This window comes from Cohaesibacter gelatinilyticus, from assembly GCF_900215605.1.
GTDB classification, from domain to species: domain Bacteria; phylum Pseudomonadota; class Alphaproteobacteria; order Rhizobiales; family Cohaesibacteraceae; genus Cohaesibacter; species Cohaesibacter gelatinilyticus.
In genome coordinates this window covers 514,382-527,829 of record NZ_OBEL01000002.1, presented here as the reverse complement: position 1 = coordinate 527,829, position 13,448 = coordinate 514,382, and the positions used below count along the sequence as shown (strand labels likewise).

Annotated in this window: 14 protein-coding genes; 4 read left to right on the top strand and 10 right to left on the bottom strand. The window is 51.5% G+C overall.

Translation table 11 applies throughout. The features are described 5' to 3' along the window. Positions 1-92: 92 nt before the first annotated feature. The 4 genes from CRO57_RS12605 to CRO57_RS12590 form a co-directional block, all read right to left on the bottom strand. Positions 93-1,415, bottom strand: coding sequence for a type II toxin-antitoxin system HipA family toxin (locus tag CRO57_RS12605; protein WP_097153791.1), 1,323 nt, complete (start codon positions 1,413-1,415; stop codon positions 93-95). Further along, positions 1,415-1,750 (bottom strand): helix-turn-helix domain-containing protein, encoded by a 336-nt coding sequence (locus tag CRO57_RS12600; RefSeq protein ID WP_097153790.1) that lies wholly within the window; start codon positions 1,748-1,750, stop codon positions 1,415-1,417. Before CRO57_RS12600 ends, CRO57_RS12605 begins: the two co-directional genes overlap by 1 nt. 125 nt (positions 1,751-1,875) lie before the next feature. Further along, complete coding sequence (locus CRO57_RS12595) at positions 1,876-2,244, bottom strand: DUF1330 domain-containing protein (RefSeq protein ID WP_097154064.1); 369 nt, start codon at positions 2,242-2,244, stop codon at positions 1,876-1,878. A 53-nt stretch (positions 2,245-2,297) separates the two neighbouring features. Then, complete coding sequence (locus CRO57_RS12590; RefSeq protein WP_097153789.1) at positions 2,298-2,744, bottom strand: MarR family winged helix-turn-helix transcriptional regulator; 447 nt, start codon at positions 2,742-2,744, stop codon at positions 2,298-2,300. Between the two features lie 97 nt (positions 2,745-2,841). On the opposite strand from CRO57_RS12590, the gene CRO57_RS12585 reads away from it, so the two are divergent. Next, a complete protein-coding gene (locus CRO57_RS12585; protein WP_097154063.1) occupies positions 2,842-3,525 on the top strand; it encodes a glutathione S-transferase family protein in 684 nt (227 codons plus the stop codon). 154 nt (positions 3,526-3,679) lie between these two features. On the opposite strand, the gene CRO57_RS12580 is transcribed toward CRO57_RS12585, so the two are convergent. Then, entirely contained in the window at positions 3,680-4,885 is a 1,206-nt protein-coding gene (locus CRO57_RS12580) for an endonuclease/exonuclease/phosphatase family protein (RefSeq protein WP_097153788.1), read from the bottom strand. Between the two features lie 181 nt (positions 4,886-5,066). Here CRO57_RS12580 and CRO57_RS12575 point away from each other — a divergent pair, with 181 nt between their 5' ends. Beyond that, positions 5,067-5,972 carry a DMT family transporter gene (locus CRO57_RS12575; RefSeq protein WP_097153787.1) on the top strand — a complete coding sequence of 302 codons (906 nt, stop codon included), beginning with the start codon at positions 5,067-5,069 and terminating at the stop codon, positions 5,970-5,972. 74 nt (positions 5,973-6,046) lie between these two features. Here the strand turns inward: CRO57_RS12575 and CRO57_RS25145 are convergent, their stop codons facing one another. From CRO57_RS25145 to CRO57_RS12555, 4 genes are all read right to left on the bottom strand, one after another. After that, a complete protein-coding gene (locus tag CRO57_RS25145; RefSeq protein ID WP_244580091.1) occupies positions 6,047-7,207 on the bottom strand; it encodes a hypothetical protein in 1,161 nt (386 codons plus the stop codon). Between the two features lie 210 nt (positions 7,208-7,417). Then, entirely contained in the window at positions 7,418-8,644 is a 1,227-nt protein-coding gene (locus CRO57_RS12565; protein ID WP_097153786.1) for a hypothetical protein, read from the bottom strand. A gap of 148 nt (positions 8,645-8,792) precedes the next feature. After that, positions 8,793-9,713, bottom strand: coding sequence for an HNH endonuclease (locus CRO57_RS12560; RefSeq protein ID WP_097153785.1), 921 nt, complete (start codon positions 9,711-9,713; stop codon positions 8,793-8,795). A gap of 105 nt (positions 9,714-9,818) precedes the next feature. Further along, positions 9,819-10,718 carry a dienelactone hydrolase family protein gene (locus tag CRO57_RS12555; protein ID WP_097153784.1) on the bottom strand — a complete coding sequence of 300 codons (900 nt, stop codon included), beginning with the start codon at positions 10,716-10,718 and terminating at the stop codon, positions 9,819-9,821. A 174-nt stretch (positions 10,719-10,892) separates the two neighbouring features. Between CRO57_RS12555 and CRO57_RS12550 the strand changes: the two genes are divergently transcribed. After that, positions 10,893-11,150 carry a type II toxin-antitoxin system ParD family antitoxin gene (locus CRO57_RS12550; RefSeq protein WP_170956078.1) on the top strand — a complete coding sequence of 86 codons (258 nt, stop codon included), beginning with the start codon at positions 10,893-10,895 and terminating at the stop codon, positions 11,148-11,150. Positions 11,151-11,424: 274 nt separating this feature from the next. Continuing rightward, on the top strand, positions 11,425-11,697 hold the full coding sequence (locus CRO57_RS25140) for a type II toxin-antitoxin system RelE/ParE family toxin (protein WP_280176183.1): 273 nt from the start codon (positions 11,425-11,427) through the stop codon (positions 11,695-11,697). A gap of 162 nt (positions 11,698-11,859) precedes the next feature. Here the strand turns inward: CRO57_RS25140 and CRO57_RS12540 are convergent, their stop codons facing one another. Further along, positions 11,860-13,419 carry a terminase gene (locus CRO57_RS12540; RefSeq protein WP_244580090.1) on the bottom strand — a complete coding sequence of 520 codons (1,560 nt, stop codon included), beginning with the start codon at positions 13,417-13,419 and terminating at the stop codon, positions 11,860-11,862. Positions 13,420-13,448 lie beyond the last annotated feature (29 nt).

The window sequence follows — 13,448 nt, the reverse complement described above, 5'->3', positions numbered from 1 at the left end:
TAAAAGCCGAGCCATGCATGGCGTCGCAGAAATTGTGGCGGTGATGGCCTTCAACATGATGCTCCAGCACATCTTCGATGCTTATTTGGAAATCAGGCACTCAGGAAGAACCGGAAACCAGCCCGGGCACCCTTTGCGAGGCTGGCGGGAATATCTGCCTCTTCCGAGAATTCATTCCATCGGCTTGCAGCGGCTTCAACGTCTCTCAAGATCTCTTCGGTTTGGCGAGGTTTCAAATCCGCCATTTTGCCGAGCTGGAGCAAATCGTCGAGTGTGAAATCGTCGGATTTTCCGTTGATTGTCATCTGGTGAGCATTTGTCCAATCTCCTGCCGGATTGTGGGCATAGACGACGTCATAAGCTGGTGCGAGCCTCCATGTCCCGGCCTTGTCCATCAGGAAGGCGATATTCTTGACATGGTCATCCTGATTGCGGATGACCACGTTGGTGAAAGCGCGGCGCACCATTTCTTCCAGCGTGTCTCGTCCCAGTCCGAGCTGCCGGATTGTTTCCAGCGATTGTTCATAGGAATAGCCTCTTGGCAGATTGAAGTCGAAATGGCGCAGTGCTCCAAGCGAAAGCATGTGCAGTTTCTCACTCTGTCCCGTGTCTTTAGAGCCTTCCCGATCAAATCGCTGGGTCATGAAATGTGCGCGGCCACCTTCATGATGGAGGCGAGAGCGCATCATCTTGACGCCGGCCTCGGTGGCGAGGCGATAACAGGCAAATTCGAGCCGTCCGAAGCCTTGAGGGTCCGCAAGGCCATGGTCGCCGCTTTTCGCGACGCCGTCAAACTTGAAAAGCCATTGGGTATATCCCGGGCCAGCCTTGAGCTGGCCGGAATGGAAGTCCCCGGTCTCTTCGTTCCAGGCGAGGACTGCCTTGGCGCGCGCGCCACCGGCAGACGTTCCGACCCGAAGAATCTCGGCAAGGGCCTCTTGCTGGTTCTTGCCGGTCATGACGCCTGACAGTTCCTTGCGCTCATTCAGCACACGGTTTGCCAGTTCCACCAATGGGGCAATGTCTACTGGTGCACCTTCCTCGCGGCGCAGTCCTGTCGCGGGTTCGAACTCCAGCGCGCCCATGCCACGGCGCCCGGTATAGAGAAGGCGCTCGACCGGATCCATGCTGTTTGCCGGGCGCCCCAGCTCGGCAAGCCAACGGTTGATCAATGTGTTTCCGAAGCGGTCAGGAAGACTGTCTGCCAGCAATCCCGGTAAACCATGGAAGGTGCCAAAGGGAAGGGATGGAAAATCGAACGGACCAGAACGCAAGGGGAGCGTCAAGGGGGCGATCTCGATATGTGAATTCAGGAAAGATGGTTCATATTCGAATGTGCCAATCGAGCGGCGCTCGTCCCACAGGACCGCCCCGACCCGGCGGCCCCAAAGATATATATCTGCGCGTGTTGCCATTACTCACCCCAGCTCCATGGTTCCTTTGCGGGCTTTTCGGTCGAGCCAGTTCTGGCGCGCTGACGCGGGCCAATTTCGCTTCGTGGGTCCAGTGGGCTGAGACTGGCGTCCGGTAGCAGCATCTCGATGCGATCCTCGACATCGAGTGCCTGCATGATCCTCAGGAGACTGTCGATTGTGCCGCCTTTGCCCGCTTCAATGCGGGCAATTGCCCCGCGAGAGATGCCACTGCGGTCGGCCACATCTTTCTGGCGAAGATTTCGAGAGAGGCGATAGCTGGAAAGGCGCTCGCCCAGCTCCTCGGCCAATAGGCTGATTGGTTTTTTTGATGGCATTTAATGCCTCATTTTCAATGCATTAAATTGTAAATCTTATTTAATGTATCAATTTTGAAACTTAAAGTAAATTCCAAATAGTGATTCAAATATGATGCTTTACGATACTATCCGGTGATAAAGATCTATTTTCGATACGTAATTTCTTGTTTTTCCTCATTTGTTTGGGAGGGTAGGAAATATCCTGATGTGACAACTGCCTCGGTTTCTTCATGGCCGGGCAGGACCATTGAAAAGCCCTTGATGACCTGGTCTCGAAACTCGGCCAGCTCAGCCAATTCGGGGGAATGGTAGAAGGCCAGGGCGGCATCAAAGCTTTTGAGTTTATAGACGACCATGTGCGAATGGTCCGTCTTTCCTTTCAGTGCCTTGGCCGGGCTGGCAATCATGATTTCCGCACCGTATTTTTTTGCGATGGGCAAGGTCAATGGGCCCAGTTCGTCAATTCTGGTGACATCCAGAATGTTATAATGATGCAAGACATATCCAGCCATCTTGATCTCTCCGTGATCTGGTTTGAGAGCTTTCCCGTTTTCTCGCGTGGGGCTCATATATTTCCAAGAGGGGTGAGCTTTTTCAGAAGGTGTGCAAATTCGGCAGTCTCCGATTCTGTAAAGCGCTGCTCGATGGATTGGGCCAGCACACCGGCATAGACAGGCCACATGGCCTTTCTCGTTTCCTGTCCTTTTTGTGTGAGCGTGATGATGTGTCCGCGACCGTCATCTTCGACATCCTGTCGGTTGATCAGGCCTGCCTTTGCCATTCTTTCCAAAAGTCTCGACACGCCATATTGCGGCAGCAGAAGGCGCTTTCGCAGCTCGAACGGGCGGATGCCATCTTCGCCTGCCTTTTCGATTTCCAGAAGCAGATCATACCAGTGAAGCGTCGGGAGTCCCTCACTTTTCAGGGCATCTTCGATGTCGTCCAGCAATATCTTGTTGGCAGATACCAGGGAGGTCCAGACAGCGATTGTTTCAGGTTTTGGATAGGTCATGGCTCACATTATGCATATCGATGCAGCTGCATCAACCTTGACAAGGAGAGAAAATTGATCAATGTAGATGCAGTTGCATCGACATAAGGAATTCAAAATGACCCTTCATCTTACAAGCCACGCGCTTTGCCCCTATGTTCAACGGGCTTCCATCTCCATGACCGAGAAAGGGGTGGCCTTTGAGCGCACAGATATCGATCTGGCGAACAAGCCCGATTGGTTTCTTGCCATCTCTCCCTTGGGCAAGACACCGGTTTTGACCGACAATGACCAGTCGATCTTTGAATCATCGGCAATCCTGGAATATCTGGAAGAGACGCAGCCCCATCCGCTGCACCCATCAGATCCGCTATTGCGTGCGCAGCATCGGGGATGGATCGAGTTTGGCTCGTCCGTCCTCAATGACATTGCTGGCTTTTATGGCACCAAGGACAAGGATGTGTTCGAGGCCAAGGTCGAGACCTTACGGGCGAAATTCTCTCAACTTGAGACGCAATTGGGGGAGGGGCCATATTTTGAGGGAAGTGCATTCAGCCTGGTTGATGCGGTCTTTGGGCCGGTCTTTCGATATTTCGATGTGTTCGACCAGATTGGTGATTTCGGAATTTTGACAGATAAGCCGAAGGTGCAGTCCTGGCGCGCTGCGCTGACGGCACGACCCTCCGTTCAGTCTGCGGTCTCAGCTGATTATCCGGAGCTTCTCTGGGCGTTTCTTTTAAAGCGACAATCGCATCTGTCTGGTCTCATGATGGATCGTCCGGGCGGTGAGGCGGGTTTGTAAGGGCGATGCATCGAAGCGGGCACTTGGGAAGAGATCTTTGCTACAGCGTGTTCCCGAAAAATTGAAGCATTTCTCGGGAACACGTTTCAAATCATAGAGTTGAAGAACCTCTCGCGATTCAACAATTGTGAGAAGTGCTTTATGAGTCCATGTTCTAATCCGTCAGATTTTTGAGATATTCGTCGGAGAAATCAATTTTCAGCTCGACCCAAAGTGGCAGATGATCGCTTGCCCGGAATGTGCGCCATGTTGACAGATAGTATTTCTTGAGTTTGTCATCATTGGTTAGAAGCTGTGTCCATTCTGCAATCTCATCGAGTTTCTTTTGAATTTTCTCTTCTGCTTTTGACTTGGTTTCTTCAGTTCTTGCACGGGCTTTTCGCGCCTCGGCAGATTTCTTTTCGCGTTTGAAATCCTTTATTTTTACGCGTACCGATTTCAGCAATTCGGTGCGGTAGCTGTCAAAATCAGTTGCCCGGTAAATGCTGTCAAAAAACTGCAAGACCCCGTGGCTGCCATCGGTGGCGAGCTGGACCTGATTTTCCTTTGATTTGAAGGAAATCTGATCATAAAATCTGTTCTGATCCTTATTGGTCCCCTCTCGATTTCGAAAGATCGTGAAGCCTTCTTCTTCCAGGGCTTCGTCGCCGGGGCTTCCCTCGCGTTTGATATTGAAATCCCCCACAAGGATATGACTGCCGAGCTCTTTTTTGTTCACGTCCCGATCTGCCCGCTTGGACAGGAATTTCGCAACAGTTCGGATTTCCTTCACGCGGCGTTCGTATTTCGGGCCCGAATTTTCCCCGAAATAGATATGCACGGTCGTGAGAATGAACTTGAACCAACCGCTTTGAAAGGCGGCCATGAAGGGGGTGCGAGAGAATTGGCGGCGCTTTTCCTTGTCCCCTTCGCCATCAATGATTTGCATCTTGTCCGGAAGGACCAGCTCACCGGTCATTCCTCGAAAGCTGACCTTGTCTTCATCATAGATGAAGGCCAGGCGCTCCTTGTTGCCCGGGCGACCCTCCGTGACATCGGAAACAATATAGCGATAGTTCCGGCCCAGCAGTTTCATCACTTTATCGAGTGGTGCAATATCTTCGCAAAGCTCCTGCACTGCGATGATGTCAAAACGGGATATGATTTCGGCAATATAAAAGAAGTCTTCTGTGGTGCGGTGACCATTGTTGAAACGATCATCGTCAAAATTTCGGATATTCCAGGTGCCAAGCAAGAGAGTCTCGGTGACTTTGCGGTTTGGAATTTCTTCATCAAGTTGCTCACGCAGCCGGGCCAGTCCGCCAAGCGTGCGTGCTTTCATGTCCAAAGGCATTTTTCGAATGGATGGATAAAATGGCATGATCACTCCTATTCAATCAAATGTTGAAATTCTTCGTGATACACGCAGTTTACCAGAGGATGTCAGCTGCCGTACAAACTTTCTTTTGCCCTTTGCTTTCTTCTCGCAATGACTATGATTGCATGTCTTTGGGTGGCGGGTCTTGCCATCTGCCTTCAAGAATTGAGATTGGGTATCCCTGATGGAAAGTTGGGTCTTCATTGCCGTTGCGGCGGCGGCGTTTCAGACGCTTCGCTTCATGTTGCAAAAGCAGTTGAGCATGGGGACGCTATCGACCGGTGGTTCGACCTTTTCGCGCTTCTTTTATTCGGTGCCTTTCATCTGCACCCTGGCCATTGGCTATGCGCTGATCAAGGGCCATGGCGTGCCGGACTTGAGCGGTATGTTCTGGCTCTATGCCATTATCGGTGGGCTGTCGCAGATTTTGGCGACATGGTGCGTCGTGGCTTTGTTTCAGCAGCGCAATTTTGCCGTGGGCATTACCTTCAAGAAGACCGAGGTTCTGCTGACCGCTTTTGTCGGGTTGATCATTCTGGGTGACACCATCTCGCTGACCGGTTTCATTGCCATCTTTCTTGGCCTGCTTGGGGTATTAGCCCTGTCGCAAAAGCCGGGCAATGTGCATGGCTCTTTCCTGTCTGGCATTGTCAATGCGGGCAGTGGTCTGGGCATCCTGTCCGGCATCTTCTTTGCTTTTTCCGCCGTTGGTTATCGCGGGGCGACGCTGGAAATCCTCAATGCCGATCCGCTCTATCGCTCCAGCATGTCCTTGATGCTGGTGACCATCGGCCAGACGCTGGGCATGATGGTGTGGCTGAAGCTGCGCGAGCCGGGCGAGATCTTGCGGGTGGTTGCGGCGCGAAAGACGGCAGTCTGGATGGGCATCACCGGCATGGCGGGATCGCTGTGCTGGTTCACCGCTTTCACGTTGCAAAATGCCGCCTATGTCTTTGCCGTCGGCCAGATCGAGGTGATCTTCTCGCTTGTAGCTTCGGCGCTGTTCTTTCGCGAGGTCATCACCCGCAAGGAGATCACCGGCATAGCCCTGATCACCATCAGCATTCTCTGTCTGGTGGTGTTTGGGTAAGGGATGGCTTATGGCTTATGGTGCGAGGAGCTAGAGAACTCTCTCTGAAGCTCCTCACTATTGGTTATGCGCAATTAGTCTTTCTCTTTGGGCGCATATTGTGCATAAGCATCGAGCAGCATTTGGGTATATTCAACTGTGCCAGATGCATGTTCGCTGAGATCAGGCCAAGCGAAGACTGGTGGGGAAAATCGCATCTCTTCGAAAACCTCAATACCCAAGAGTTTTGCGACTGCCAATGCTGTCTCTGCTTCTTTACCTTCAGGCCAGAAATGCATATCAAATGCGAGCCGGACGTCATTCTCATCGTCAACTGTGATTTCTGCCAGTTGAGCTCCTAATCGTTCCTTTGTGTTGGTTGCATCCTCAATTAGAGCGGTTCGGATTAGCAGAGTGATCTTTTCACTATTCAGATCAAGTCTGGGCTTCATCTGCACGTAACGAACAATCGGTTCCAGTGTTTCTCTGTTTGATGCATCAATAGGTTTGACCTGTTCTCTCTTTTCATTCAGCCAGAAGGGCTTTTTGTGGATGTCTATTGGTGAGGCTCCACATCCTGGGCAGTGCCAGAGATTTTGGGCAATCTGAGGCCCCGTTATCTCTCCATCGCAATGTAGGCAATACCAGATATTGGCCTCGATGCTTGTTCCTTCGGGACCCGTAAAAATAGGATGGCGAACGTTACCCTTTGCATCCGGCATGGTTGAACGGCGAGGCCAGTCGGTGGCTATTTTTGATCGAATAGAGGAGTGATGTTCCTTACCAATCTCAAGTGCTTCTCCGACAATTTCAGGATCATTCATAGCGCTTGAGTGCTTCATGTCCTGATCAATCTCGATTATTGGAGCAGAGTTGGGATTTTCAGGTACACATATGTGCCATCCTTCTCCGTAAATATGTATGTCACCTAAACTGTCAAGGAGCTGGTAGGTCTCGCCTTTTATGCTTCCAGTGATGACTTCCTCGGCGCTGAAGAGGTTACCAAAAATCGTATCTGCATCGTCCTGTTCTGCATGGCGAATTGGAACTGTATTCTTTACAAAAGCTTCAGCAGCCAAAATGTCATCATCGCTTGGTTGCCATCCCTTTTTGCTTTCTCCGATGAGAGCGTTCCAATGTGGAAAGCCAAGCACGGCTGCTATTAAATCAATTGCTTTATGATGTGCTATCTCGTTTGCGCGAGCGTAGCTCTTGGCGAGCTTACTAAGTTTTTTTAAATGATAATTCTTTGTCATGATCCATGTCCTGATCGGATCCGACTAGGCGCCCACTGCTAACCAGACCCTACCATTGGCATGAAGTCTGTTCATTGAGTTTACAATAAATAATGCTGCTTAGCTTCGCATGGCGGGCACACAGGCCTGCATAGAGGGCCTGTGCTATTTTGATCATATCAATCTACGGTTGTCAATGCGTCAGAGATGCTAATGTTTTGTTGATTACATTTAACTGCACGACTTTCGTAGAATTTTTGAAAGCTCTATTTCGCGCTCGTTTAATGCAGGCATTAGGGCTTCGAAAGTGCTGCTATACACTCTGCCAAAGACCCAAGAGTCAAATGCTAGTTTCCGTATATATGGCCACTGGTTTCTCTTTATATAAATAGTTAGTGTCGCGTATCCGGGAGATTTTGAAGGATTGGGGAATCGGAGTTTGGCGGGAAAACCACCCTTAAAATCAAATGCTTCTGATGATCCGTCGACGGATGCTGCTAAACGAGTGGGTTTTAGGGGCTCTGAAAAGGAGTTCTCTAATCCGTTATAGTGAAAGGTCAGTGAGCTCGATGTGCAAGTGATTGAAATATCGATTCCGTCATCAGTTCTTGCATCTAAATACACCAAGCCACTTGTTGTATTTGCGTGGCGAATAATAAAGTTCGACCTGGTTTTTTCACGAATTACATTGATCTTTCTAGCCAATTTTTCATCTATTTGTAGAAGTTTGGATGAAGCATCGGAGGAATCTGTTGCAGATGCGAGAGCAAAGACTCTTATGTCGTCGATCATGGCATACACATATTGAGCTACGTAGCCAGCTAGTAATTGAGTTTCTGCGCTTTCAGCTGCTGGGTTCGTTTTCAGGTCCGGATTAAGAACCGCTTCTCTATTATAAAATTGATGAACCAGTAACTTGTCATTTGGGGTGAAGCTTCTGTTCACTCCCCCTAGGAAAGCATAGGCACATGAGCTTGCACATACTCCAGGCTTAAAACTGCTTTGAACGATGTCTTTTTGGAGATCGGTTTTGGAAAATGAGTAATTCCAAGATTTGGTTTGGCCAATTCTTGTGTTTAAATCGTGCTTCCTAATTATTGCGCCAAGCTGTAGCCCTGCAAGTACATTGCCACCCATAGAATTCAGGTGAACTTCTGTTCCTTTTCTGAATGGTGCATCTGATCGTTTTAGATTTGCCAAAAATGTTTCGAATTCACTAGGAGTGTTTGCAGTTATCTTTCCCTGTGCAGCAATCCAATTGAACGCCGACCCTGCACCAAATGTGGTATTGGACCAATGAAACTTCATTGGACCATTGTAGGTGCTTCCGTCGAATTCCTGATCTACACAAACCCAATCATTTGCATGTGTGGGACAATCTCGTTCAGCGGCAAACGAATAGTTGGTGAATAGTGATAGCGCTGCAATCAGGAGCGTTTTCTTGAGGTTTAAAGGCATGGCGTCTTCATGTCCCAAAAGCAGGTGCAAGTGAGACTTAAATATACTCTTTGAAGTCAATTATGCATTGATTTTAATTTGGTTGTATATATTGATATTACGATTTTAAATATATTTGTTTAGGTAGATGAAGCCGTCCTGTGATCAATCAAGCCTTAAAACAATTGTCTCTATGCCATGCAAGGAATGTGGGGTGGGGGCGGTCGGATTGGCGGGGTGGGACGATGGCTTTGCCGGTTTTGTTGATCAGGCTTTGGATGCTGGATGGGTCGTTCACATGGCGTGAGATGAGGATCTCGTAATCATCTCTCAGCCCGATGAGGCCACGGTCGAACATCCAGTGCACGGTGCCGGAGAGGGCGATGCCATTGCTGATGATATCCGGGCCATTGTCTTTGACCGGTTTGATATGGGCGGCTTCGACCTCGGCTCTGCCGCCGCCATTGATCAGCTGCAGGCCGGTGATGGCGCATCTCTTGTCATAGGCTTTGACGACGACCGAGCGGAACAACCGGTCCCGCACCTTGCGCTTTATCGTCTGCTCTTCGATTGTGCGAGGCTGGTCGAAAATGAAAGGCGTTTGGCCTTCTGCCATGCCCGGAAGTTCGAGTGAACCAGGCTGATCTTCTTGCTGTTCGTCGAAGCGGGGGAGATCCAGCTCTTGTTCGTCAAAGCCCCGTTCTATGATGCGGCCAAAATCTTTTGGTGAGACGGGGCGCACGGCGGACTGGGCACGGCCGGAAATCTTGCCTTGCTCATTCAAGAGACCGCGCTCGACAAGGCCATCCTCATCTTTGAAGGAGACCGGATTGACGAAGTCCATATAGCTGCCCGGCTCGATGAGGGCGAGATACATGTTTTGGGCTGTGGGGTCGGGGATGATCTTCTCGACCTTGGCAATGGCGAAATAGCCACGGGTATTTTTCACCTTGCTTGGCTCGTAATAGACAATCCAGTCATCAATGAACTTCTGCGCCCGGCTCAGATAGTTAGCCGGAAACTGATAGCGCTCAGCCGGGCTGTCGTCATAGATAGAGTCTGATCGGTGAATGAATACGCCAAATGCCATAAGCGAGCTCTATCACGCCGCAACCCGTGGCACCAGGGCGCAAAGCTGCGTCTTTGGGTTTATCAAGCGCTCAGATCACCCCTCCCACACAAACCAAGCTCCCCATCACCGCAGATGCTTGTTCAGGAAGGCTTTGACTTCTTTGATGGCGCGGGCCTCGGATGCTTTGTCATGGCCGAGGATGCCGCCGCTGGCGGCGAAGCCGTCGGGGTTTATTTGGGATCTGGTCACCTGTTTGGGGGAGCCGAATTGCGGGATGTCGAAGCCATGGGTAGCATTCTCCAGCATGATGAGGGAGACGGGGAAGTCATCCTGACGGGAGACCCGCTCCACGCGTTTGCAGACTGTGTTGTCGATCCAGCTATCCTTTGCCCCAGCGATGATCAGGATTGGCCCGCCATGGGGGCCGCGGGCGAAGGAACAGAAGGGATAGAGCGCCACACCGGCCGAGAATTTATGCGGGAAGAATTGGGCGAAGCCTTCATAATTTAAAATGGAAAGCGGGATCATGCCAAGGCGTGACCAGGACAGGATGCCGATCTTTTTGGCGTCGATCTCCGGCTTTTTTGCCAGAAAATTCAGCGCGCCAATGGCGGCAAGGGACCCTCTTTTCCAGTCAAAAGCGGGGATGGTGGCGTCGTCCGGTTCAAAGCTCGGTGGTTGGCAGCGAGAGAAGGTGAGCGTCGCAAAGCCCCAGTCATTCAGACGGTCGAGCCAGGCATCATAATAGCTGGCGTCGTGGCAGGTTCTGATCACCACAAGGGCAGGCTTTTTGTCGTTGCCGCCGGGATGTCTGTATCGGCCTTCAAAACTGCCCGGATCCAGATTTTGCGCCCCTTGTGGCAATTGTTTTTGTTGCATGGGCGTCAGCGGTGCGCGGGGTAACTCGAACCGGATGACCTCATCGACTTTTGCCATATCGGCAGAGGCGGGGAAGGAACTGAGAGCCAAAATGGCCAGCAGGCTGCCCAGCAAAGTGTAGGGCCAAGTTATGTTCTTTCTCATGTCCGATCCCTCCCAAGCAAAATGACGTAACAGTAATGAAGCCAGCATAGCACAGCTTTTGAGTGTGGCGAGTGGTGGGGCGGGTAAGAGGATCTTATTAGATCTTGTTAGTTCTTGTTAGTTCTTGTTAGTTCTTGTTAGGAATGCCATATTATAGATATGAAAACAGAACCTATGAAAACCCTTAGTGTCTCCTTGTCTCCGCAGCAGGTGGCGCGTTTGCATGATGCCGTTGAATCCGGCTCTTACGCGTCCAACAGCGAAGTGGTGCGTGATGCATTGCGCTTGTGGGAGCAACGACAAGAGCTGCGCAAAATCGAAATGACGCGTCTGAAACAAGCCTATGAGGATGGCATGGCTAGAGGTGAAGGCCGTACTGTCGATGCCGATACCTTGCTGGCAGACTTGAAGGCGGAAGCCAAAAGCCGGTGAGTGAATATTTGAGGCCGTAGCCTCATAAATGAGCTGGATTTGGCGTCAAAATGGTCTGATATGGCTAGAAAAAGAGTTAAGGATGGGCTTGTTGCCCATTCAAGCTCTTTGCCGACGCCAGGTCTTGACCATTTTGTCGTCCGAAGGATAGGGCGATTTTTTCTGCTCACCACGTCGTAAGAACTTGAAAATGAACCACATTGTCTTCGCTCTTCCTCCTTGTGAGCAGAAAAACTTGCCTCTACCAAATTCACCGCATTTATAAGGCTACGGCCTGAGCCCTCGTGCAGAGCAAGACATTCGCGACATTTGGCGCGACATTGCGCAAGATAACGAGCCAGCAGCAGATGCGCTTGTTTATCGCCTCTTCGACAAGTTCGAACTTGCTGCAGGCCAGCCCAAGATGGGGGCCCCACGGCCTGAGCTGAGCCAGACTGCTCGCCTTCTCATTGAGGGGAGCTACATCGCCATTTATGAGCCAAAGTCCTATGGGGTGTTTATTGTGGCCGTGGTCTATGGCGGGCGGAAGCCTGAAAACTGGCTGTAGGTTGAACTTCTAATCACTCATTTGTGCTCGATTTAAAAGTCTCTTGATGAGACTTTTAAGCAGCATGTCCAGTCCTCTCCCCCTCCCAACCACCCGTCATGGTACCCTCGTGGGCGGTTTGGGAGGGGGAGAGGGCTTGGCCCAGGACTTGGCCCAGGACTTCTAACCATAAGGATTATGTTTGCCATCGTCGCAGGTTTGCTCGTCGGTGCCCAGGCGTTTGGCCTTGGGCATGACCGGTTGGGCGAAGGTGAGGAAGAGCGCATCGGCCCGGTTGGGTGAGGGGATGCCGCGTTTTTTCATCTCGTCCTTTGCTTCCAGCTGCAGCTTGCCATCGGTGCGGGGTTTCAGCTCTGGTCCGATCAGGTCCTGATAGAGCACCTCGTCTTTTGGGTCTATGGCGCCGCCATCCATCAGCCATTGGCGGCCCGCCTGCCAGATTTCCATGCGCTTGTTCAAACAGCCGGGGTCGGAGCTTTCCCCGGAAAACCAGATCAGCCGCCAGTCGCGGTTCCATGTCTGGCCGATGGAATAGAGCCCCGTGCCATGGCCGCCATCGATGAAGACGGCATCGACCCCCAGCTCTTTCTCATAGCGCAGGATATGCTGGGCCATGATCACGTCATTGTCGTTTTTCTCAAAGGTGGCCAGCAGTTTGGAATAGAGCCCCTGACGGAAATAGATGACGAATTCGTCCTCACCGGTCCAGGCCGGGTCGACGCCGATGATCTTTGGCGCAAAGTCATATTGGTCGGTGCGCAGATGCACCTTGGCGGCGGCGTCCACCAGATCGGTCGAGATATATTGATGGCTGGCGCTGGATGGGAACATGCCTCTGACCCTTACCTTGGCGATGTCGCTGTCTTCGCCATATTTCTGGATGAGTTGTTTAAGGAACGTCTTGTTTGTGCCTTCGACATTGCGGCTGTCGATCTGGCGGGTGTGCCAGAATTTGCGATATTTGCGAAAGCATTCGCGAAAGCGGCCGATATTGCGCGTGGGGTTGCCAAAGGCCACCCAGATGATGACGGTCTTCTCGTCGGTCAGCGCGCCTTCGGCCACCTCCCAGATGACATCAGGGATGTTCGAGGCCTCATCCATCAAGAGCAGGATGATGTTGCCCTCGTTATGCAGTCCGGCAAAGGCCTCTGTGTTGTTCTCGGACCATGTGTTGAAATCCAGCCGCCAATTGTCCTTGTTGCTCTTGTCCTTGGATTTGATGGACAGCGAGGCATATTCGAACCAGTGGGCGGTGATCGATGATTTGAACCATTTGGTGATTTCAGGGCTGGTCTTGGTGGTCAGCTGGTCGCCGGTATTGGCCGTGACCACCACCTTGGCATTGGAATAGCAGGACATGGCCCAATTGGCGAGCATGCCCATCTGCGCCGATTTGCCGATGCCATGGCCAGACGCAATGGCGATTTGTAGCGGCTGATAGCGGGTGGTGGGGTCGGCCAGATGCTGTTTGATGCGCAGGTTCACATCGCGCTGCCAGCCGCGCACGCGCTTGTCCGCCAGCGGCCCAAGGCCCCAGTCCCAGGCAAAGTCCGCCCAGAGCTGCGGGTCAAACTCGCACGCCGCTGCCTGCTCGATCAGCTCTTCTTCGGCTGTGTTTTCAGAACCATTTTCCGGCTCGTGCTCTGGGGTGTTGCCAGATGTTTTGCCAGATGCGTTGTATGCTGGTTGGTCTGATGTTTGATCGGGTGATGGAGAAGACACAGATTTCGACTCGTTCGCTGTTGGAACCA